Consider the following 21,412-nt stretch of genomic DNA (forward strand, 5'->3'; position numbering starts at 1 on the left):
ACACCTCCGGACCAGGCCCGGGCGGCGCGTCGCGGACGCCCGGGTCAAGGCTCGGTCAAAGGCTCCGGCAGCACCCCCGCGCGACCCCTCCCGCGGCCCCCGCGCGACCCCTCCCGCGGCCCCGGGGGACCCCGTGCTGGCCGCGCGGGCGGCCGCTCAGCCGAGGAGCGACGAGGCCTGGCGGACCGCCGCCGCGAGGCGGCGCACGTCCTCGTCCTCGGTGCCGCGCGCCAGCCGCTCCGCATGGCCCGTGAGGGCCGCCGGCGCCACCGCGCCCGGCAGCGGCTCCCAGCCGCCCGAGCGGGCGCGCAGGGCGTCCGCCAGGTACGCCGCCACCGCAGAGACCTGCAGCCGCGGGTTCGACCCCGACCACAGGGGCGCGGCCAGCGACGACGCCTCCACGCGGCCCGACTCCTCGTGCGGGGCCCGCGTCCGCGGGTCCAGCCAGCGCACCGTCGCCGTCGCCACGTGCCCGGAGGCACCGGCCCGCAGCCGTACCGCGTACAGCGCCGTCACGGTGTGCCCGGCACCCACCTCGCCGCCGTCCACCCGGTCGTTCCGGAAGTCACCGTCGGCCACCTTCCGGTTCTCGTACCCGACCAGCCGGAACCGCTCCACGGTCGCCGGGTCGAACGCCACCTGGGCCTTCGCGTCCCGGGCCCGCAGCTCCACCTGCGCCGGCAGCTGCTCGCAGAACACGGTGCGGGCCTCCTCGGTGTCGGAGACGTACGTGGTGTGCCCGTCGCCCCGGTCCGCGAGCCGCTCCATCAGCTCGTCCCCGTACTCGCTGCCCACGCCCACCCCGGACAGGGTGATCCCGTACGCGCGCCGCGCGCCCTCGATGCGCTCCAGGATCGCGTCGGCCGTGGTCGCCCCGGTGTTGGCGAGCGCGTCGGACAGCAGCACCACCCGGTTCGTCGCCCCCGCCCGCCGGCCGGCCACCGCCACGTCGTACCCCCGGGCCACCCCGGCCTCCACGTTCGTCGAGTCCGCGGTCCGCAGCGCGTCCACGGCGGTGCGGATCCGCTCCCGCGCGCCGGCCAGCCGGGTCATCGGCAGCAGCGTGGTCGCCTCGGAGCTGAAGGTGACGAGGGCGACGGAGTCGTCGTCACGCAGCCGGTCCAGCATCAGCGCCAGCGAGGAGCGGACCAGGTCCAGCCGCCCGGGCTCGGCCATCGAACCCGACACGTCCACGACGAACGTCAGCGCGGCGGGCGGCCGTTCGGACGCCGGCGCCCCGTCCCGGGTGGCCAGCCCCACCCGTACCAGCGACCAGCCGGGCTCCGCGGTGGCGGCCCCGTCCACGGTCACCGAGAAGCCGTCGCCCTGCGGTCTCGGGTAGTCCTGCCGGAAGCTGTTGACGAACTCCTCTGGGCGCACGGTCGCCGCCTCCGGCAGCCGCCCCTGGCCCAGGGCCCGGCGGGCGTAGCCGTACCCGGCCGTGTCCACGTCGAGGCCGAAGGTCGACAGGTAGTCGGCGGGCGGCGCGGACGGCCGCAGGCCGTCGTCCTCGCCCTCGCGGGCGCCCTCCGTCGTGCCCTGCGCCGCTCCCTGGGCCGCGCCGCCCTTCTGTGCACCGCCGCCCGTGACGCCCCCGCCCGTCACGCCGCCGCTCTCGGGCGCGGCATAGCGCGGCGGCCGCTGGTACGAATTGTCCGGGCCGTCCACGGAGGAACCGCCCCCGCAGCCCGTCACCAGCAGCCCGCCCGCCAGCGTCACCGCCAGCACCCGCCCGTACTTCCTTGCGCAGAGCTCCACTTGGCCCCTCCTCGGTCTACGGCACTTGTGAATGTGACGTCGGCGAAGGCGAGGCGGAGCACGCGGCAGGGTTGCGAATCGATCTCGAAAGGACAACGCGAGGCGGAATGTAAAGGTCAGGACACGGCCGCCGCCCGCCACCGCCGGGCCGGGTCACCAGCGCCAGACGAGGCTCCCGCCCTCCGGGACGGCCGCCCACCGGGCGGCCGCCTCGTCCAGGGCCGCACCCGTACGGGCCAGCTCGGCCGCGCCGAGCGGCGGGCGGCCCACGCCGCGGCCCGTGGCCGGCAGCCCCGACCACACCCGGTACGCCCAGTTCACCGACAGCTCCGCGGCCAGCACCGCGTCACCGCCGCGCCGCAGCACCTTCAGCCCCGAGCGGCGGTGCCGCGACGGCTCGACGGGCTCGAAGCCCTGGAAGGTGGCGCCGCGCGCCACCGCGCCCCAGAAGCCGTCGTCGAGGCCGAGGACGGACTCGACGACGGCGTGCACCAGGTCGTGCGGCATGGCCGGACCGGTCGGCTGGGCGGGCAGCCGGACATCCGGCCCCCTGCGGTCGCGGACCAGGATCTCGTGCTGGTTCTCCGGCAGCTTCCGGAAGGACATCTCCATCACGCGCGACGGTAGGCCGCACGGCCGCCGCGGCCAACCGGTTTTCCGTCGGCCGGGAGCGGCGTCCGGGAGCCGCGGCCGGGCGTGCTCCGCCCGGGGTGCTCCGCCGGGCGTGCTCCCGGGCCATGCGCTGCTGACGTCAGGAGCGCGGCAGCAGCCGCTGCACCTTGCCCTTCAGGTCCGCCTGCAGGTAGCCGCCGCCGTACTCGTCGGAGACGTACACCCGCATCGTGGCCTCCTTGTCGATCAGCCCCCGGTCCACGATCACGTAGCGCATCGTGGGCTTCTCGACGCCGAGTTCCGAGTCCGCCCGCTTGATCAGCCCCGGCAGGGCGTCCCAGTTGACGGTCGCCAGGTCGATCGGCTCGTCGTCCGCGTCCAGCGTGCTGCCGGGACCGGTACGGCGGGCCGAACCGCCGATGTCGTAGCGGTAGTCGTCGTACACGCCCTTGCGGCCCTTGGGCGTGATGTCCGCCATCGCGTACTGCTCGTAGATGGTGATCTCGACGACCTTGTCCGTGCCCGCGGCCTCCTTGAACGAGGCCACGGCGGCCCGCACGTTCGCCGGGGTCAGCAGGGTGCCCTTGGTCACCACGCCGCCCGAGCCGGTCCCGCCGTCCGTCGCGTCCTTGTCGTCGGTGCCCGTGGTGGCCGGGACCGTCGGGCGCACCGTCGACCCGCCCGTCGTCTGGCCCCCGCTGTCCCCGGCGTTCGACTCCTTGCCGTCCGGCAGCAGCTGGGTGAGCGCCACGGTCGCCGCGATCAGCGCCCCGCAGATCGCGATCGCCAGCACCACCGACCGCTTGTTGCCCGCGGGCCGCGGCGCGGGCACCGGGGACGGCGCGGTGGTCGCGCCGCCGTAACCGCCGGGGGCGGACACGGGCGGGTACGGGGTCGGCGCCCCGTACGGGCTGCCCCCGTACGGGCCCTGCCCGTACGCCGGCTGCCCGAACTGGCCCTGCCCGTACGGGGAGGCCCCGTACGCCCCCGGAGTGACCCCGGGCTGCGCCACCGGGGTCACGGGCGTCTGCGGCGCGGGGGGCGCGTCCTGCTTGGCGAAGCCGCCGAGGCCGCCCGGCGCCGTCGGCGCGCCGGTCTCCCCGGCCGCCCGCAGCAGCTCCTCCAGACGCTCGGCGTCGGGCCGCGCGGCCGGGTCGCGCACCAGCAGCGCGGCCACCACGGGCCCCAGCGGGCCGGACCGGACCGGCGGCGGAACCGGGTCCTCCAGCACCGCGACCATGGTGGCCATGGTGGTCGCCCGGCGCAGCGGGTGCATGCCCTCGGTCGACACGTACAGCATCATGCCCAGCGACCACAGGTCGGAGGCCGGGTGGCCCTCCTCGCCCCGGATCCGCTCGGGCGCGATGTACTCGGGGGACCCGATCAGGTCCCCGGTGGCGGTCAGGCTGGTGGAGCCGCGCAGCGCGGCGATGCCGAAGTCGGTCAGGACCGCGCCGCCGTTGGGACGCAGCAGTACGTTCGCGGGCTTCACGTCGCGGTGGTGCACGCCGGCCGCGTGCGCGGCGCGCAGGGCGGCCAGCACGTCCAGGCCGATCCGCACGGCGTCCGCCACCGGCAGGGAGCCCCGGTCCAGCCGGTCCGCGAGGGAACCGCCCTGCACGAGCTCCATCACGATCCACGGGTGCGAGCCGTCGGCCGGCTCGATGATCTGGTGGATGGTGACCACATGGGGGTCGGCGAGCCGGGCCAGCGCCCTGGCCTCGCGCACCGCCCGCTCGCGCAGGGTGCGCGCCAGCGCCGGGTTGGCCTCCGCCACCGCGGGGTCGGGCGGCCGGACCTCCTTCAGCGCGACCTCACGGTCGAGGGAGATGTCCCGGGCCCGCCACACCGTGCCCATGCCGCCGCTGCCCAGCCGTGCCAGCAGTTCGAAGCGGCCGTCGATCAGCCGTCTGCCGGCCTCACTCGTGTCCATGGCAGGTCATAGTAGGAGCATGAGAGAACGCCGGATGACGGGCGTCGGGGGGATCCGGCTCTCGTACGCGGTCTGGGGCCCGCCGGAAGCCCCCGCGATGGTCCTGCTGCACGCCACCGGGGAGTGCGCCGACGACTGGGGAGCGGTCGCGCCGGCGCTGGCCGGGGACGGTGCGGGGAGCGGCGCGGCCGCCGCCGGACCCTGGCGGGTGTACGCGCCCGATCTGCGCGGCCACGGCCGCAGCGACCGGCCGGGCGCCTACTCGCTGGAGCTGATGCGGGACGACCTGCTCGCCTTCCTCGACGCCCTCGGGCTCCGCGAGGTCGTCCTGGTCGGGCACTCCCTGGGCGGCGTGGTGGGCTACCTGTTCGCCCAGGACCATCCGGAACGCGTCCGCGCACTGGTCCTGGAGGACGTGCCGGTGCCGCGGCCCCGGAAGCCCGTGGCGCCCGTGCGCCCCGAGGGCGAGCTGGACTTCGACTGGGACATGGTGCTCGCCGTACGGGCCCAGATCGACACCCCCGACCCCGCCTGGGCGGGCCGGCTGGGGCGCATCGGAGCCCCCGCCCTGCTGCTCGCCGGCGGCCCGGCCAGCCATGTGCCGCAGGACGGGATCCGCGAGATGGCCCGCGTCCTGCCCGACGCCGAACTGGCCGACGTACCGGCCGGGCACCTGATCCACGCCGCGGAACCCGAGGAGTTCGTCCGGCTGGTGCGGGACTTCCTCGAGCGGCGGGTGCGGGGCGGCGGGCGGCCGTAGCCGGCCGGCCGGGCAGGGCGGCGTGCGGGACGCCGTACGCACGCCGTGCGCGTCACCGCGTCCCGTGGAGCGCCGCCCCGCGCGGCGTCACCGCACCCCGCGGGTGCGGAACTGCACGCTGACCCGGGGGCCCACCGCCCGCGTCGACTTGGGGACCGCGTGCTCCCACGTGCGCTGGCAGGAGCCGCCCATCACCACCAGGTCGCCGTGGCCCAGGGGGAGGCGTATCGCCGTGGGCCCGCCGCCCCGCGGCCGCAGGGCCAGGTCGCGCGGGTCGCCGACGGAGACGATCGCGACCATGGTGTCCTCGCGCGAGGACCGCCCGGTGCGGTCGCCGTGCCAGGCCACGCTGTCCCGGCCGTCGCGGTAGAGGCAGAGCCCGGCCGTGGTGAACGGCTCGCCGAGCTCGTCGGCGTAGTGCGCCGACAGCGCCTCGCGGGCCTCGGTCAGCGACGGGTGGGGGAGCGGGGCGTCTTCGTCGTAGAACGCGAGCAGCCGCGGCACGGCCACCTCGCGCTCGTACATCTGCCGCCGCTCCGCCCGCCACGGGACCTCCGCCGCCAGGTGCTCGAACAGTGCGTCCGCCCCGCCGACCCAGCCGGGCAGGTGGTCGAGCCAGGCCCCCGAGCCCAGCTCGGTGCGCCGCAGGCCGGTCAGCGGGCCGAGGCGGATCTCGTCGGTCTGGTCGAAGAGCGAGCCCTGGAGGTGCGCGTGCATGTTTCCAGCGTACCCCCGCTGCTCGAATGCATGTACGAATCGGGGGTGAGGTTTGCGGATCGCCTCGGACGGCCGCGCCGCGGGGCGCCGCCGCCGACCCGCGGCGCCGTCGTGATGCGCCCCCCGCCCCCACGCGGCAGGATGAGCCGCATGCTGCTGGCCGACGTGGCGCGGGTGTCGCGGGAGGTCGCCGCGACCTCGGCGCGCTCGCGGAAGAAGGAACTGCTGGCCGGGCTGTTCGCCGCCACGGACGCGGACGACGCCCCGCTCGTCATCGCCTACCTCGCCGGACGCCTCCCCCAGGGCCGGCCGGGCGTCGGCTGGTCCACCCTCCGCCACCCCGTCCCGCCCGCCCCGGAACCCACCCTCACCGTCCGGGACGTCGACGCCGCCGTGACCGCCCTGGCCGCAGTGTCCGGCGCCGGCGCGCAGGCCGGGCGCCGCCGCGTCGTCGCGGAACTGCTGGGCGCCGCCACCGCCGACGAGCAGCCCTTCCTGCTCCGGCTGCTGGGCGGCGAGGTCCGCCAGGGAGCGCTCGACGCCCTCGCCCTGGAGGGCGTCGCCGTCGCCGCCGGCGTCCCGGCCGACGCGCTGCGGCGGGCCGTCATGCTGGACGGCTCGCTGCCCCGCGTGGCGCGCGCCGTGCTGGCCGGGGGCGCGGACGCGCTGGCCGCCTTCACGCTGCGGGTCGGGGTCCCCGTCCAGCCCATGCTCGCCCACACCGCCAAGTCCGTGGCCGAGGCCCTGACGGCGCTCGGGCCGTGCAGCGTGGAGGAGAAGCTCGACGGCATCCGCGTCCAGGTCCACCGCGACGGCGCCGACGTACGGGTCTACACCCGCTCCCTCGACGAGATCACCGGCCGCCTCCCCGAGGTCGCCGCCCTGGCCGCCGGCCTGCCCGGCGACCGGTTCATCCTCGACGGCGAGGTCATCGCCCTCGGCCCCGGCGGCCGCCCCGTCGCCTTCCAGGAGGTGGCGAGCCGGGTCGGGTCACGCGTCGACGTGGCCGCGGCACGGCAGGCGCTCCCGCTGTCCCCGGTCTTCTTCGACGTACTCGCCGCCGACGGCCGGGAACTCCTCGACCTGCCCGTACGCGAACGCCAGGCCCACCTCGACGCCCTCGTGCCCGAGCCCTCCCGCATCCGGCGCCTCGTCGTCGAGGACCCCGCCGAACAGGCGCCCGCCGCCGAGGAGTTCTGGGCCGAGACGCTGCGGCGCGGCCACGAGGGCGTCGTCGTCAAGGCGCTGGACTCCGCCTACACCGCCGGCCGCCGCGGCCGCTCCTGGCTGAAGGTGAAACCCGTCCACACCCTCGACCTGGTCGTCCTCGCCGCCGAATGGGGCCACGGCCGGCGCACCGGCCTGCTGTCCAACCTCCACCTCGGCGCCCGGGCCGCCGACGGCGGCTTCGTCATGCTCGGCAAGACCTTCAAGGGGCTCACCGACGAGATGCTCCGCTGGCAGACCGACCGGCTGCGCGAACTGGCCGTCGAGGACAGCGGCTTCACCGTCCGCGTCCGGCCCGAACTGGTCGTCGAGGTGGCGTTCGACGGCCTCCAGCGCTCCACCCGCTACCCCGCCGGCGTCACCCTCCGGTTCGCCCGCGTCGTCCGCCACCGGCCGGACAAGACCGCCGCCGAGGCCGACACCGTCGACACCGTCCTGGCCACCGGAGGGCCGGCGGCCGAGGCCTGAACCCCTGCCCGGGCGGCGGAGGCCTGAACCCCTGCGGCGGACCCGTACCCCGGCGCGCGGCGGCACCGGACAAAACCGGAGAACCCGGCGCACCTTTGGTACACGTGACCCATGGGACTCACCAGCACCTCGTTCCTCGTGCTCCTCGCGGTGCTCACCGCGCTCGCGATGCTGGCCACGCTCCTCCTCTGGGCCCGCCTGCCCGGCCCTGGCTGGCTCCGATGGACCGCCCGGCTGGCGATGATCGCCCTCTGCCAGCTCACCGCGGTCGCCACCGTCGGGACCTGGGTGAACAACAGCTACGGCCTCTACGCCTCCTGGAACGACCTGCTCGGCACCGACGCCTCCGACACCGTCGACGCCTCCATGCCCGGTCCCCCCGCCCGCCGTGCCCGGTTCACCCCCGGCGCCTCCGGCACCTTCGGCACGTACTTCCGCGGCACCCACTCCCGACTCTCCGGCGAGGTCCTCGTGTGGACGCCACCCGGGTACGACGACCCCGCGCAGCGCACGACCCGCTACCCGGTGGTCATGCTGCTCCACGGCATCCCCGGCGCCCCCGAGTCCTGGCTCGAACACGGCGGCATGCCCGAGGCCTACCGGCGGTTCGTCGACGACGGCACCGCCGGCCCCGCCCTCCTCGTCATGCCCACCATCGACCCCGGCGGCATCGACACCGACTGCGTCGACACCCCGCTGCGCAAGAACGCCACCTGGCTCTCCGAAGACGTCCCCGAACTCGTCGCCGACCACTTCCGCACCCTGCCCGCACCCGGGGGCTGGGGCCTCATGGGCATCTCCACCGGGGGCTACTGCGCCGCCCGGCTGCCGCTCCAGTACCCGGGGACCTTCGCCGCCGGCGTCGCCCTGGACCCCGATCCGCTCTCCGGGGACCCGGACGTCATCCCGGACGCCGCGCTGCGCGCCCGCACCAGCCCCCTCGCGCTGGTGAAGGGCACCAAGGCCGACGTGTCCCTGTTCCTGGCCACCTCGCGCCAGGACCGCGACAGTCCGGTGGGCGCCGTCGAGGAGTTCGCCCGGGCCGCGGCCGGCACCCCGGTGCGGCTGAAGACGCTGGTCGTCCCCGAGGGCGGGCACAACTTCCAGACCTGGACCCGCATGTACCCGTCCGCACTGCCCTGGCTCAGCGACCGGCTCACCCCGCCCGCCGGCCCCGGCCGGCCGACGGCGAAGTCGAACTCCGCGCTCTCGCCCACGGTCCCGTACGCGCCGACCGTCCGGTAGCAGGCGCTGCCGGCGGGCGCCGGACAGGCGTGGACCTCACGTGTCGTCGTGCTCGAACCCCAGCCGGTCGATCACGTCGATCACGCCGTCGACGCTCTCGCAGAGCCGGACCGTGATGGGGACCAGGCTCTTGCGCTCCACCGTCCCGCTCAGCGTCACCCGCCCGTCGACGACCTCGACGGTGAGCGCGGAGGGGGAGAGGTTCAGGGTGCGCGTCAGCACGTCCTCGAGGATCTCCTGCTGGATCGACCGGTCCCGCCGCAGGAACACCCGCAGCAGGTCGCTGCGGCTGATGACGCCGATCAGGAAGCCGCTGCCGTCCACCACGGGGAGCCGCTTGATGCCGCGCTCCTCCATCACGCGGGCCGCCTCCACCGCGCTCCACTCCGGCCGCGCCACCACCGCGGGACTGGTCATCAGGCCCTCGGCCGTGCTGGCCCCCGTACCGTTGCTGCGCTCGCCGTCCGGGGTGTGACGGCGCAGCAGGTCCGCCTCGGAGACGACGCCGACCGGCTTCCCGTCGTCCACCACGGGAACGGCCGTGATCCCGTACTCGTCCAGCAGCCGCGCGATCTCCTTGAACGTGGTGCCCCGCTGCACGCTCACGGCGGCGGGAGTCATCAGATCGGCCACCCTGCGGTGCCTCATGGTGCGTCCAGTCCTCTACGGAAGGTGTGGTTTGTCCACCCTTGTCTATCAGGACCGGCTCAGTACCGAACCCCGAGGGTCGTCGCCAGGCACCCGCCGCCCACCGCGCGGCCCGGGCCGGCGGCCGTGCCCGTCGCGGTCACCTTCCACTCGCCGACGTCCTCGGCGTAGCCGCTGTTCAGGGCGAACTGCACGGTCACCGGCTTGGAGCCGTCGGGCAGCTGGAACGTCAGGTAGCCCAGCGCGGTGTTGCCGGGCGTGATGGTCAGCGCGACGGGCAGCCGCGGCCCGGCCGTGGTCTTCGCCACGACGTCCGCGTCGAACTGCTGCCCCTGGGCGTCGACCAGCGTCGCGCCGTTCACCGGGCTGTCGCGGTACGGGACCGTGCCGGTGTTCTTGAGCCGGAACTGGACCGAGACGTAGCGGTTGCCCTCGTCGGGCGTGAAGAACTCGTCGGAGGAGGTGGCCGGGTCGACCACCTTCAGGACGGTCACGTCGACCTTCTCGGACCGCTGGCCGGTCAGCGTGACGGTCGTCCCCAGCGGGACGGGCTCGGCGGGGGCGGCGGACGCCTGCGCGCCCAGTCCGCCCGCGACGAGCGCGAGCGCTGCCAAGAGCGAGGCCGGTAGACGGCGCATGGCTCCTCCCGGTGGCTGGTCCCCGAGGGCGCGTGCCGGAGCTACCTCCACGATGCTCCCGGGCCGCGCCCGCCGCCACCCGGTCGGCGCAGTGCCGTGGCGGCGCAATGTCACAGGTGACCGCACAACGTCACAGGTGACGTCACCGGGTGACCGGAGACCCGGCTCAGGACGTCACGCCGTCCAGCCCCCGCGCGTCCAGCGGCAGTCCCCACACGTTCCGCCGGTGTACGGCACCCAGCTCGGCCAGCAGCGGCGAGGGCGGCACCACCAGCACCGGGCAGGCGGCGCGCGCCACGCAGTACCGCGCCACCGACGGCCGCAGCACGCGCCGCAGCGGTCCCCGCTGCCCCGCGCCGACCACCAGGACGTCGTCCGGCGCCCGCGCCACGTCCACCAGCACCGCGCCGGGCGTTCCCACGGCCGTCAGGCCCGCGAGCGTCACGCCGGGCCCGGCCGGGCCGAAGGCCTCGTCCAGGATCTCCCGCAGCCGGGCCACGGCCGCCTCCCGCCAGGTGTCCCGCTGCGTCCGGTCCCGCCCGGGCAGCTGCCAGGCCAGTACCGTCCACAGGTCCGCATCCCGCTGCCGGGCCTCCGCCGCGGCCCGGTGCAGCGCCGCCGCACCAGCCGGAGTGCCGCTGACACCGACCACCACCCGCATCGCGTCCCCTTCCCCGCCGGGCGACGTACCCGGCCCTCCCATCGAACGCCCGCCCCGACCCGGCGGGAACCGGCCATGACGCATTCCTGACGCCCCCCTGACGTGCCCGGGGCGAACCCTGACGCCCTCCTGACGTCCACCCCGGGACCTTCGCGTACCCGGTGGTGACCGCCCGTCAGCGCACGCCCGGCATACGGGTGTCCGCACGCGGCCATCCGGCTGGCGGCGGCGCGCCCCGTGTCCGGAAGGCCCCGTTCGCGCCGCGTAGGGTCGGACGTACCGGTCCTCCGCACGGGTCCGCTCATCACCACCAGTGAGGCAGTTCCATCATGAGCCTGAGCATCCGCAACCAGCTCGCCGGCACCGTAGGCTCCGTCACCTCCGGCGAGGCCATGGCGACCGTCGCCGTCCGGCTGGCCGGCGGTCAGGACATCACCGCCGCCATCACCGCCGACGCCGTGAAGGACCTCGGCCTCGCGGCGGGCACCTCCGTCATCGCGCTGGTCAAGGCCACCGAGGTGGCCCTCGCCACCGCCGAGGTCCCCGGCATCAGCATCCGCAACCAGCTGCCCGGCACCGTCACCGAGGTCTCCACCGGCGCCGCCATGGCCAGCGTGAAGCTCACCGTCGCGGGCGGCGACCTGACCGCCGCCATCACCAAGGACGCCGCCGAGGCGCTGGGCCTCGCGGCCGGCTCCTCCGTCGTCGCCCTCATCAAGTCGACCGAGATCTCCCTCTCGGCCGCCTGACGCACCGCGGGCCCCGGCTCCCTCGGGAGCCGGGGCCCGCCCCGTCCGTGTCCGCCGGCCTCTTCACAACCGTTGCCCCGCGCGGGCCCGGCCGAGAAACCGCGCTCCCGCTACAGCCGGTCGATGAAGACGCTCGTCGACTTCACCCGGGCCGTGGCCCGCTTGCCGACCTCGATGCCCAGCTCCTCCACGGCCTCCCGCGTCAGCAGCGACACCAGCCGGTGCGGCCCGGCCTGGATCTCCACCTGCGCGGCCACGTCGCCGAGCTTGACGGCCGTCACGATCCCCGGGAACGCGTTGCGCGCCGACGTGTACGCGGACTCCTCGTCGGAATCCCCGTCCTGCGCGACCTCCACACAGAACGCCGCCAGGTCCTTCCCGTCCACGAAACGCTTGCCACCCTCGCGCCGGGTGGGGAAGCGCCCCGCGTCGGCCCACCGCCGCGCCGTGTCCACGCTGACGCCCAGCAGCCGGGCCGCCTGCCCGATCGTGTAAGACTCCATGCCCCCACCCTAGGGGGCCACCCGAGCCCGGCCCGATCCGCCCCGCGTCACTCCCCGGTGAACCCCCCGGTCCGAGACGGTCGCGGGGCGCGGAAACCGGCGGGCAACCGATTTCGGGGAGACGGTGGTCAGTGGGGTGGAAGGGGGATGCGGGATGCATGCCGAGGAGGAAGAGGAGTTCCAGGCGTTCGTGAGGGCGCACTGGACCCGACTGGTGCGCACGGCGTACCTGCTGACGGGTGATCCGCACGACGCGGAGGACCTCACGCAGACGGCGCTGGCCAAGGCGTACCGGTCGTGGCGGCGGGTGTCGCGCAGCGAGCGCCCGGAGGCGTACGTGCGGCGGATGCTGGTCACCTGCAACAGCGACCGGTTCCGCAAGCGGCGGGTGCCGGAGCGGCTGACCGGCGCCCCGCCGGACACCGCCGTGCAGGGGGACGCGGCCGGGGAGTGGGTGGAGGAGCGCACCGCCCTGATGGCCGCGCTCGCGATACTGCCGGCCCGGCAGCGGGCCGTGGTGGTGCTGCGGTACTGGGAGGACCTCGCCGAGGCGGAGGTCGCGGAGGTGCTCGGCTGTTCGGCGGGCACGGTCAAGAGCCAGGCGTCCAAGGGCCTGGCGAAACTGCGGGCCTGTCCGGGCCTGGCACGGATCATGGACCGGCGCTGGCCGGTGACGGCGGATCAGGGGGTACGGGGATGAGCGAGCGGTACGAAAGTCACTTCGAGGAGGCGCTGCGCGGCCTGCTGGCCGAGGACGCCGGCGAGGTGCGGCCCGCACCGGCGCCGTACGCGGCGATCGTCCGGCAGGGCCGGGCCGAGCGGCGCCGCAGGGCGCTGGCGGTCGGGGCCGCGGTGATCGCGCTGACGGTGGTGCCGGCGGGGGCGTTCGCGCTGGCCGACTTCGGTGGGCACGGCACGGGCGGGGTCGCCGCCCCGGCGCCCACCGCCGTGAAGCCGACCTCGGGCACGGCCTCGCCGGAGCCGGGCGGACCCGCCGCACCCGCGACGCCGGGTCAGCTGGCCGACGGGATCACGCTGGAGCAGGCGACGCAGGGGCTGACGGACTGCCTGGCCGTGAACGGAGCGAACGGCGCGAAGGACGCGCAGCGGGGCACGGTGGCCGAGCGGGATTACGGCCGGGCGGAGGACTACCGCCTGCTGCTCGCAGTCCGTTCCACCGGAGACGACAACGCCCCGGGTGACGGGATCCACGTCGTCGCGGTGAAGGACAAGGCCCCGGTCACCCGGCTGATCTGCACGGTCAAGGACGGCAAGGCGGTCGGGATCAACGCCTCCGTCGGGGGCGAACCGGTGCCGGGCGAGGGCAAGGTGGTCCCGGACATCAACGGCCAGAAGCTCTACCGCCAGGCCGTCATCACCAGCCCCGGCTACCGGCTGCCCTTCCGGTGGGGCGCCATCGGCACGGTCGACCCGTCGATAGCCAGGGTGACCGTCGCCTACGGCGACGGGTCGCCCGCCCAAGCGGCCCTGGACCACGGCTGGTACGCGGCGACCGGCGTGCTGACGGAACAGCCCGGCAGGGCTCCGCACGTGGTGGGCTATGACGCGGCAGGCCAGCGGGTCTACGACTCGGACGAGGACCGTACGTACGACCGGGCCCTCTAGCCGGGCACGGGCCGGCCGGGGGCGGGGCGTCTCCGAACCCAGGCCAGCACCAGTACGGAGGCGATGGCGGCGAAGGCGCACCAGGTGGAGGCGAATTCCAGCCGCCACAGGGCCGCGCACAGCACCGCGCCGGCGGAGAGCAGCACGCCCAGCAGGCGCAGCAGCCGGTCACCGGAGAGGAGGAGGGCGCCGAGGGTGGCGCACAGGTAGAGGACGATCAGGGCGCCGGCGCCCGGCAGGTCCAGCAGGTAGCCGACGGTGTGGCCGCGTACCTCGGCCACCGGCTCGCTGCGGGCGAGTCCGTAGGCGAGCACCCCGGCGGCGGCCACGCCGGCCGCGAGCGGGGCCAGGAGCCGGCGGGGAGCCGCAGGACCGGCGGCGAGGAGCACGCCCAGCGGGACCCAGAGGGCGGCGACCGGGAGTGCGATCACCGCCCAGGCGGTGGTTGCGGTACCGGGGCCGCCCCCAGCCCGCCAGACGGCGGACTCGACGATCTGGTGGGCGCCGAGCAGTGCGGGCAGCACGGCGACCATCAGGTCGCGGGGCCGCCGCACGGACGCCAGGCAGGCCACTCCGACCGCCGACACGGCCGTTCCTGCCACGAGATCCGCCGTCGCGCTCCAGCACATACGGGGGAGTGTGCCCCGTGGCCGAACTCCGCTGCCGCAACCGGACGGTCTGGTAGAAACGCGTCGTGGCCGACCTTGAGATCGCGAGCGCGAGCGCCGCGGACCTGCTGCTGATGCGTGACTGGGCCGAGAGCGAGGGGTGGAACCCGGGGGAGGGCGACCGGTTCGCCTTCGCCGTGGCCGATCCCAGAGGGTTCCTGATCGGGCGCCACCAGGGCACCCCCGTGGCGTGCATCTCCGCGGTCCGGTACGGCGCGGCGTTCGGGTTCATCGGCTTCTACATCGCCCACCCGTCCGTGCGCGGCCAGGGGTACGGGATCCAGCTGTGGCGGGCGGGCATGGCGGCCCTCGACGGGCGGCTGGTCGGCCTGGACGGTGTGGTCGAGCAGCAGGACAACTACCGCAAGTCCGGCTTCCGTCCGGCCTGGACCAATCTCAGGTACGAGGGCGTCCCGCTGCCCGGGGACCCGTCGCTGCCGGCGGGGGTCAGGCTGGTCGACGCCCGGGAGCTGCCCTTCGAGCGGCTGGCCGACTACGACCGGCGGTTCTTCCCCGAGCCGCGCGACGCCTTCCTCGCGGCCTGGACCGGACTCCCGGGCCGCACGGCGTACGTCGCCCTGCGCGACGGGGCCGTCGAGGGCTTCGGTGCGATCCGGCCGGGAGTGACGGCGGACCGGATCGGCCCGCTGTACGCGGCCGACCAGCGGATCGCCGCCGCCCTGCTGCACCGCCTGGCCTCCGCGGCGGCCGGCCGCCCGGTCTCGGTCGACGCCCCGGACGTCAACCCGGCGGCCCTCGCCCTCATGGCAGGAGCCGGCCTGACCCCCGTCTTCGAGACGGCCCGCATGTACACCGGCGACACCCCGCCCCTGGCCTTCCCGAACCTGTACGGAGTCACGAGCCTCGAACTGGGCTGAGCCCGGCGCAGGACAGGAGGGGCTCGGCGGCTCGGTTTCCGGCGACCGTCCCGCCCGTGGTGCGCAGCGCGGCTCGCGGGCGGGGTGGCACCCGGCGGTTTCGGGGGCCGGGGCTACGCGGCTGCCGGGAGGGTGCCGGAGGCGGCGGCGCCGGCTATGGCGCGTACCGCGAGGGGGATCTGGTCGGCGGTGAAGTCCAGGTGCGTGACCACGCGTACGGTCGTCGGGCCGAAGACGCTGACCCGGACCCCGTACTCGTCCAACGTGTGCCGGCCGAACTCGGCGGCGGTCAGGCCCGTTGCGGCGACGTCGAAGAGCACGATGTTGGTCTCCACGTGCTCCGGGTGGATCACCAGGCCGGGGATGCCGGCCAGCTCGGCGGCGAGGCGCCGGGCGTTCGCGTGGTCCTCGGCCAGCCGCTCGACGTGGTGGCGGAGCGCGTAGACGCCGGCCGAGGCGACCACACCGGCCTGCCGCATGGCGCCGCCCCAGCGCTGCTTGAGCCGCCAGGCCTCCTCGATGAACGCGTGGGAGCCGGCGAGGAGTCCGCCGACCGGCGCGCCGAGGCCCTTGCTGAGGTCGATGAAGACGGAGTCGAAGTGCGCGGCGTAGGTGACCGGTTCGATGCCGGAGGCCACCGAGGCGTTGAGCAGCCGGGCGCCGTCCATGTGCGTCCACAGGCCGTGTTCGCGGGCGATGCCGGTGATCTCGGCAATGGTCTCCAGCGGCCAGACGGTACCGCCGCCCGCGTTGGAGGTCTGCTCGATGACCACGCCGGAGGTGCGCGGCGCGTACCGGCTGGGCGTGCGGATCGCGGCGCGGAACTGCTCGGGGGTGAAGACGCCGCGCTCGCCCTGGAGGGCGCGGACGTTGATGCCGCTGATCGCGGCAGGGCCGCCGACCTCGTAGTTGATGATGTGCGCGGTCGCGTCGGCGAGCACCTCGTCGCCGGGGCGCGAGTGCAGGGCCAGGGCGATCTCGTTGCACATGGTGCCGGAGGGCAGGTAGACGGCGGCCTCCTTGCCCAGCAGCTCGGCCGCCATGGCGGTCAGTTCGTTGACGCTGGGGTCCTCGCCCTTCTGCTCGTCCCCGATCGGGGCCTGGGCCATGAAGGCGCGCATCTCGGACGTCGGGAGCGTGATGGTGTCGCTGTAGAGGTCGACGGCGGGGCGCTTGACCGTGGTGATGGCGGCAGGAGTGCTCACGGGTTCTCTGTCTCTCTGGTCAGGGTGTGACGTGTGACGTTGTAGGGGAACCGGTCCGCTTGTGGCGGAGCGTGCGGCCCGAGGCAGCCGTAGATGCGTGGGTCAGTCGCGGTCGGCGAAGACCGGCCGGAGGTACGTGGCGGCCGAGGCGGCGCGGATGCCGGCCTCGTCTGCCGTGGCGCCGGTGCACCAGAGGGTGCCGTACTCGCTGCGCTGGTCCTTGGCGTCGGCCAGCTCGTCGCCGGGCCGCGCCGTGATGCGGATGGACTCCAGCCCCGGCACCCGCTCGGCGAGTTCTCGTCCGGCGACGCCTTCGAAGCGGCCGCCGCCCCGGGCGTACAGCGCCTGCTCGGAGGCGGCGCGCACGGGCGCCGGCACGGCGACCGGCTCGCCCAGGTAGGAGGCGACGATCCCGTCGAAGACGTTCCAGTCGAGCGCGGCGGAGACCATGGTGGAGACGTTGCGGCCGGCGAACCGGGGGTTGAACTCCACGATCTTCGGCCCGTCGGCCGTGAGGGCGAACTCGATGTGCGCGGGACCCTGGCCGTACGACAGCAGTCCGGCGAGGTCGGCGCAGATCCGCTCGATCGCGGCGTGCGCCTCGGGGGCCAGGTCCACCGGGAAGCGGATGGCCAGTTCCATGAAGTACGGCAGCTCGCTCATGATCCGGTCGCTGATGCCCAGGACGTGCGGGACGCCGCCCGCGTACAGCACCTCGGCGCTGACCACCGGGCCGACGAGGAACTCCTCGACCAGCGGCACGCCGCCCTGCGCCTCGGACTCGGCCAGCACGGCCGGGAAGTGGGCCCGCACCTCGTCGGCGCCGGCGGCGGACACCACGCCGTAACTGCCGGTGCCGATGGAGGGCTTGAGGACCACCGGGTAGCCGGTCGCCTCCGCCGCCGCGAGCGCGGTGGCCAGGTCGGCGGCGGCCGTGCTGCGCGGTGCGGGGATGTCCCGCTCTGCGCAGGCCACGCGGAAGGCGTGCTTGTCCTGGGTGAGGCGGACGGCCTCGGTGGGGAGGAAGGGGATGCCCAGCTTCTCGGCCGCGGTGGCGGCGGGCAGCAGGAACTGCTCGTTCGGCGCGATGAGCGTGAACGGCGCGACGTCGAGCAACTCGGCGAAGAGTTCGGTGAGTTCCTCGGTGGAGCGGGTCTCGCGGACGCGCACGTCGACGGCGCCGGTCTCCAGCAGGGCGCGCAACGGGTCGTTCACGTAGCGCCCGGTGTCGCGGGTGACGAAGGTGACCCGGTCGGCCTTGCGGGTGGCGGCCTCGACGAGCCGCAGGCCCGTGCCGCTGGTGAGTGCTTCGACGATGACGAGGTGGTCGGCCATGGTGCGGTCGTCCGTTTCTGGTACGTGAGGGGTGGGGTTTACGAGGTCTTCGCGGGGGTGGGGGCGGGGGCGTGGGCGTGGGCCGCGACCGGAGCAGGAGCCGGGGCGCCGTCCGACAGCGCGGCCTCCCGCGAGCGGGCACGCAGCCGCGGTGCGACGACCACCAGCGCGGCCGTCAGCAGGCACAGGGCGGCAGCGCCGGCGAACGGGTACCAGCCGGTGTCCGAGCCGGTGTCGCCGGCCATCGCGGTGCCCACGGACCCGCCGAGGGACTCGGCTACGCCCCAGATCAGGCCGGCGAACCCGAACGCGGTGAACGAGTCGCCCGCAGCCTTCTTCGACAGGATGCTGTCCGCGGCGGGGGACCACACCAGCTCCGAGAAGGTGAACACGGCCACGCCGACGAACACCACGGGCCAGGCCGCCCCCTGCCCCGGCACGAACAGCACCAGGGACAGCGCCAGCAGCACCAGCCCCAGCGCGATGACCGCCCGGTCGCCGCGCCGCCGCGCGATGCCGTCGGTCCAGCGCGCCACCAGCGCCTGGAACAGCACGATGAGCACCGCGTTGACCAGGAACAGCAGGCTGATGACCCCGGTGGAGACGTGGGCGGCGACGTACACCGGCAGGACGTTGGCGAACTGGGCGTACGCCACCCACAGCGTGGCCATCACGCAGGCCCACAGCAGCACGTCCCGGTTCGGCAGACCGAACCGCGGCCGCCCGCCTCCGGTTGCGGCCGCCCGTACGTCGCCGGGGGCACCCCAGGCGAGGGCCGCGGCCACCAGGAAGCCGGCGACCGGGACCAGCGGGAAGGCCCGCCCGGTCGCGGCCATCAGCCAGCCGCCGGCCACCGGGCCGAGGGCCGCGCCGCCGTTGACGGCGGCGTTGAGCCGCCCGAACGCGCGCAACCGGGTGTGCTCGTCACAGCCGTTGGCGATCAGCGCCTTGGTGCCCACGTTGGCGCAGGACACCGCCGTGCCGTTGACCGCGAGGACCGCCAGCCAGGCCGCGGCGCTCCGGAGGCCCAGGGCCACCGGCACCACCAGGACGGCCGCGGCGAGGACGTACCCCGCCACCAGGACCAGCCGCAGGCGGAACCGGACGACGACGAACTGCATGGCCACCGCGCCGGCGCGCATGCTGAGCAGGTGCACGCCGACGGCGGTGGCGGCCACCGGGACCGGCATGCCGAGCGTGGTGTGGAGCCAGATGGCCAGGAAGGGCGAGATCACGTAGTAGGCGCTGCTGCCGAGCGCCCGTGATGCCAACGTGGGCCACAGCCCTGGCATTTGCGTAGACATCGAGAGGGATTCCTTGCGTGGATCGATGTGCGTTACACAAACACACGCACCCAGCGAAGGCAATCAAAACCAGTCAGACCTGACATACTCCCTGGGAATCCGAGGGGAAACGAAAGAACCACCCGGCAATCCCTCACTCCACATGTAATCAACCAGCCGGCAACGGACGGGTGTTCCACCCCGCGATCACCGGCTCCCCGTGCTCGGTCGACAGCCTGCTGACCGTCCCCGTCCGCAGCAGGAACAGCCTCCCCTCCGCGGGCGGCAGCCCCAGGTACCGGGCCGTCAGGACGCGCAGGAAATGACCGTGGGCGACCAGCACGGCATCCCCGTCGGCGCCGTCGAGCGACGCCGCCACCCGGGCCAGCACCCGGTCGGCCCGCGCCCCGACCTCCTCCGGACTCTCACCCGGGTGCTCCGCGTCGCCCGGCGGCACCCCGTCCCGCCAGAGCGACCAGTCCGGCCGGGTGCGGTGGATCTCCGCCGTGGTGACGCCTTCGTACGCCCCGTAGTCCCACTCGTGCAGGTCGGGATCGGTCTCCCCCGGGGGCAGGCCCGCCAGCCGCGCCGTGCTGCGGGCGCGGGTGAGCGTACTGGTGAGCACCAGAGCGGGGGAGAGCCCGGTGAAGTACGGGGCGAGCGTGATCGCCTCCTCGACGCCCCCGGCCGTCAGCGGCACGTCGGTCAGCCCGGTGTGCCGCCCCGAGGCGCTCCACGCCGTCTCGCCGTGCCGGACCAGCAGCACATCGCCCATTCCCGCTCCGCCTCCTCGCGTACGCCGATCCGGGCACCTCCCGGATCCCCCTACGGTGCGTCAGCCGGAGCCCGGCACCCGCCGGGACGCGCCGGGAATGGTCTACGCTCGGCCGGGACCCGACGATCATGGGGGAGACGGTGAAGCTGCGCTGCGCGGTACTCGACGACTACCAGGGGGTCGCCGAGGGCCTGGCCGACTGGACCCGGATCGCCGGCCGGGTCGAAACCCGCTTCCTGCACGAGAAACTGGACCCCGACGCCGTAGCCGAGGCGGTAGGCGACTGCGACATCCTCATCGCCATGCGCGAACGCACCCCGTTCCCCGCCACCCTCTTCGCCCGCCTCCCGCAGCTCCGGCTGCTCATCACCTCGGGCATGCGCAACGCGTCCGTCGACGTGGCCGCCGCCACGCGCCACGGCGTCACGGTCTGCGGCACGGCCAGCAACTCCGAACCCCCGGCCGAGCTGGCCTGGGCCCTCATCCTGGGCCTGGCCCGGCAGATCATCCCCGAACACAACGCCCTGCGCGCGAACGGCCCCTGGCAGCAGTCCCTCGGCGCCGACCTGCACGGCAGCCGCCTCGGCCTGCTGGGCCTCGGCAAGACCGGCCGCCAGATGGCCCGCGTCGGCCTCGCCTTCGGCATGGACGTGACCGCCTGGAGCAGCAACCTGGACCCGGCCGTGGCCGCCGGACTCGGCGTGAAGGCCGCGGCCTCCAAGGAAGAACTGCTGGAGACCAGCGACTTCGTCTCCGTCCACCTCGTCCTCGGCGACCGCACACGGGGCCTGATCGGCGAGCCGGAACTGCGCCGGATGCGCCCCACCGCGTACCTGGTCAACACCTCCAGGGCAGCCATCGTCGACCAGCAGGCCCTGCTCCGCGCCCTGCGCGACGGCTGGATCGCGGGCGCGGGCGCGGACGTCTACGAAACCGAACCCCTCCCGGCCGACGACCCACTGCGCACCGCCCCCAACTTCCTGGGCCTGCCCCACCTGGGCTACGTCACCCGCCGCAACTACGAGGGCTACTTCCGGGAGGCGGTCGAGAACATCGAGGCCTACCTGGCCGGAGCCCCGATGCGCGTACTGGGCTGACGGTCCCGCCCCGCACGGCCGAAGCACGCAGCCGAGCAGATCCGCGAGGCGCACCCGGGCTGGGACCTGTGGCGCGACGGTGTCGTCCCCGGTGACGCCGACCACCCCGGCGAGGCGCCCACGCAGGTGGCCGCATGCACCGACGCCGTACCGGACCGCATCCGCCCGCTGCTCACCGACGGCGATGTCGCCGTGGTCGCGCACGGCCACCTGGCGCGAGTGGGCGGCTTGTGTCCGGCCCAGCGGGCCGTGGGTCGCGTGACGGGCGTAGGGCGCGGCGATCGTGGGCGGCTCTTGTCCAGCCCCGGACGGCCTGGCGGCCGCCGAGACGGCCGAAGCGCGTAGCGATCTGTGGCGGCTTATGAAGGGGCAGAGACGGCCCGGAGGCCGCTGGGACGGCTGGTGGGCCTACGGACGCTGTCGCGTCCGCCCCGTGGGGCGGCGGGGTGGGCGGAGCGTTGGTGGCCGGAGGTCGTGCTGCCGTCTGGAGGGATGCCTCCTTCCCCGACGCCGGGCAAGGGCTCTGAGTGCGGTGGGTGGCTTGTGTTCCTCCGGGGCGTTTTTCGGGGGTTGTCCGCCGAGGGATTTTGCCTTCCGGACCGGGGTGGGCGGTCAAGGGTGACCCG

General features: G+C 74.8%; 21 protein-coding genes. 8 read left to right on the forward strand and 13 right to left on the reverse strand.

The features are described 5' to 3' along the window. Window positions 1-156: 156 nt before the first annotated feature. The 3 genes from ACIQUQ_RS25575 to ACIQUQ_RS25585 all read right to left on the reverse strand — a co-directional run bounded on the left by ACIQUQ_RS25575 (window position 157) and on the right by ACIQUQ_RS25585 (window position 4,303). Entirely contained in the window at window positions 157-1,758 is a 1,602-nt protein-coding gene (locus ACIQUQ_RS25575; protein WP_403980023.1) for a von Willebrand factor type A domain-containing protein, read from the reverse strand. Between the two features lie 153 nt (window positions 1,759-1,911). Further along, window positions 1,912-2,370, reverse strand: a complete 459-nt coding sequence (locus ACIQUQ_RS25580) for a hypothetical protein (protein WP_403980026.1) — start codon at window positions 2,368-2,370, stop codon at window positions 1,912-1,914. 139 nt (window positions 2,371-2,509) lie between these two features. Next, the gene (locus ACIQUQ_RS25585) at window positions 2,510-4,303 is read right to left on the reverse strand and encodes a protein kinase (protein WP_403980028.1); all 1,794 of its coding nucleotides are present in this window, start codon (window positions 4,301-4,303) and stop codon (window positions 2,510-2,512) included. Between the two features lie 19 nt (window positions 4,304-4,322). Between ACIQUQ_RS25585 and ACIQUQ_RS25590 the strand changes: the two genes are divergently transcribed. Next, complete coding sequence (locus ACIQUQ_RS25590) at window positions 4,323-5,063, forward strand: alpha/beta fold hydrolase (protein WP_403980030.1); 741 nt, start codon at window positions 4,323-4,325, stop codon at window positions 5,061-5,063. Window positions 5,064-5,150: 87 nt separating this feature from the next. On the opposite strand, the gene ACIQUQ_RS25595 is transcribed toward ACIQUQ_RS25590, so the two are convergent. Further along, the gene (locus tag ACIQUQ_RS25595; RefSeq protein ID WP_403980033.1) at window positions 5,151-5,780 is read right to left on the reverse strand and encodes an alpha-ketoglutarate-dependent dioxygenase AlkB; all 630 of its coding nucleotides are present in this window, start codon (window positions 5,778-5,780) and stop codon (window positions 5,151-5,153) included. 150 nt (window positions 5,781-5,930) lie between these two features. Between ACIQUQ_RS25595 and ACIQUQ_RS25600 the strand changes: the two genes are divergently transcribed. Together ACIQUQ_RS25600 and ACIQUQ_RS25605 are read left to right on the forward strand one after the other, a co-directional pair. Continuing rightward, window positions 5,931-7,475 carry an ATP-dependent DNA ligase gene (locus ACIQUQ_RS25600; RefSeq protein WP_403980035.1) on the forward strand — a complete coding sequence of 515 codons (1,545 nt, stop codon included), beginning with the start codon at window positions 5,931-5,933 and terminating at the stop codon, window positions 7,473-7,475. A gap of 111 nt (window positions 7,476-7,586) precedes the next feature. Continuing rightward, a complete protein-coding gene (locus ACIQUQ_RS25605) occupies window positions 7,587-8,720 on the forward strand; it encodes an alpha/beta hydrolase (RefSeq protein WP_403980037.1) in 1,134 nt (377 codons plus the stop codon). A 36-nt stretch (window positions 8,721-8,756) separates the two neighbouring features. Here ACIQUQ_RS25605 and ACIQUQ_RS25610 read toward each other — a convergent pair whose 3' ends face one another. The 3 genes from ACIQUQ_RS25610 to ACIQUQ_RS25620 all read right to left on the reverse strand — a co-directional run bounded on the left by ACIQUQ_RS25610 (window position 8,757) and on the right by ACIQUQ_RS25620 (window position 10,667). Further along, entirely contained in the window at window positions 8,757-9,368 is a 612-nt protein-coding gene (locus ACIQUQ_RS25610; protein WP_403980039.1) for a CBS domain-containing protein, read from the reverse strand. A 59-nt stretch (window positions 9,369-9,427) separates the two neighbouring features. After that, window positions 9,428-10,006, reverse strand: coding sequence for a DUF4352 domain-containing protein (locus ACIQUQ_RS25615; RefSeq protein ID WP_403980042.1), 579 nt, complete (start codon window positions 10,004-10,006; stop codon window positions 9,428-9,430). A 166-nt stretch (window positions 10,007-10,172) separates the two neighbouring features. After that, complete coding sequence (locus ACIQUQ_RS25620; RefSeq protein ID WP_403980045.1) at window positions 10,173-10,667, reverse strand: universal stress protein; 495 nt, start codon at window positions 10,665-10,667, stop codon at window positions 10,173-10,175. A gap of 329 nt (window positions 10,668-10,996) precedes the next feature. Here ACIQUQ_RS25620 and ACIQUQ_RS25625 point away from each other — a divergent pair, with 329 nt between their 5' ends. After that, a complete protein-coding gene (locus ACIQUQ_RS25625; RefSeq protein WP_403980048.1) occupies window positions 10,997-11,416 on the forward strand; it encodes a molybdopterin-binding protein in 420 nt (139 codons plus the stop codon). A 110-nt stretch (window positions 11,417-11,526) separates the two neighbouring features. On the opposite strand, the gene ACIQUQ_RS25630 is transcribed toward ACIQUQ_RS25625, so the two are convergent. Next, window positions 11,527-11,919, reverse strand: coding sequence for a molybdopterin-binding protein (locus ACIQUQ_RS25630; RefSeq protein ID WP_403980051.1), 393 nt, complete (start codon window positions 11,917-11,919; stop codon window positions 11,527-11,529). Window positions 11,920-12,073: 154 nt separating this feature from the next. On the opposite strand from ACIQUQ_RS25630, the gene ACIQUQ_RS25635 reads away from it, so the two are divergent. Both ACIQUQ_RS25635 and ACIQUQ_RS25640 read left to right on the forward strand, forming a co-directional pair. Further along, window positions 12,074-12,619 carry a SigE family RNA polymerase sigma factor gene (locus ACIQUQ_RS25635; protein WP_403980054.1) on the forward strand — a complete coding sequence of 182 codons (546 nt, stop codon included), beginning with the start codon at window positions 12,074-12,076 and terminating at the stop codon, window positions 12,617-12,619. After that, entirely contained in the window at window positions 12,616-13,545 is a 930-nt protein-coding gene (locus tag ACIQUQ_RS25640; protein ID WP_403980056.1) for a hypothetical protein, read from the forward strand. Before ACIQUQ_RS25635 ends, ACIQUQ_RS25640 begins: the two co-directional genes overlap by 4 nt. Here the strand turns inward: ACIQUQ_RS25640 and ACIQUQ_RS25645 are convergent. Continuing rightward, entirely contained in the window at window positions 13,542-14,174 is a 633-nt protein-coding gene (locus ACIQUQ_RS25645; protein ID WP_403980057.1) for a DUF6629 family protein, read from the reverse strand. The two genes, ACIQUQ_RS25640 and ACIQUQ_RS25645, sit on opposite strands and share 4 nt — an antisense overlap. Before the next feature lie 65 nt (window positions 14,175-14,239). Here ACIQUQ_RS25645 and ACIQUQ_RS25650 point away from each other — a divergent pair, with 65 nt between their 5' ends. Then, entirely contained in the window at window positions 14,240-15,091 is an 852-nt protein-coding gene (locus ACIQUQ_RS25650) for a GNAT family N-acetyltransferase (RefSeq protein ID WP_403980060.1), read from the forward strand. Between the two features lie 113 nt (window positions 15,092-15,204). Here ACIQUQ_RS25650 and ACIQUQ_RS25655 read toward each other — a convergent pair whose 3' ends face one another. The 4 genes from ACIQUQ_RS25655 to ACIQUQ_RS25670 all read right to left on the reverse strand — a co-directional run bounded on the left by ACIQUQ_RS25655 (window position 15,205) and on the right by ACIQUQ_RS25670 (window position 19,689). Then, complete coding sequence (locus tag ACIQUQ_RS25655; protein WP_403980062.1) at window positions 15,205-16,296, reverse strand: threonine aldolase family protein; 1,092 nt, start codon at window positions 16,294-16,296, stop codon at window positions 15,205-15,207. Between the two features lie 102 nt (window positions 16,297-16,398). Next, on the reverse strand, window positions 16,399-17,631 hold the full coding sequence (locus ACIQUQ_RS25660) for an ATP-grasp domain-containing protein (RefSeq protein WP_403980065.1): 1,233 nt from the start codon (window positions 17,629-17,631) through the stop codon (window positions 16,399-16,401). 38 nt (window positions 17,632-17,669) lie between these two features. After that, window positions 17,670-18,935: an MFS transporter gene (locus tag ACIQUQ_RS25665; protein ID WP_403980068.1), complete on the reverse strand. Its 1,266-nt coding sequence runs from the start codon at window positions 18,933-18,935 to the stop codon at window positions 17,670-17,672. Between the two features lie 148 nt (window positions 18,936-19,083). Continuing rightward, window positions 19,084-19,689: a histidine phosphatase family protein gene (locus ACIQUQ_RS25670; protein ID WP_403980071.1), complete on the reverse strand. Its 606-nt coding sequence runs from the start codon at window positions 19,687-19,689 to the stop codon at window positions 19,084-19,086. 140 nt (window positions 19,690-19,829) lie between these two features. Here ACIQUQ_RS25670 and ACIQUQ_RS25675 point away from each other — a divergent pair, with 140 nt between their 5' ends. Further along, the gene (locus ACIQUQ_RS25675) at window positions 19,830-20,786 is read left to right on the forward strand and encodes a D-2-hydroxyacid dehydrogenase family protein (RefSeq protein WP_403980097.1); all 957 of its coding nucleotides are present in this window, start codon (window positions 19,830-19,832) and stop codon (window positions 20,784-20,786) included. The last annotated feature ends 626 nt before the right edge of the window (window positions 20,787-21,412 follow it).

Origin of the sequence: Streptomyces sp. NPDC101118, from assembly GCF_044759445.1 — a bacterium.
GTDB lineage: Bacteria > Actinomycetota > Actinomycetes > Streptomycetales > Streptomycetaceae > Streptomyces.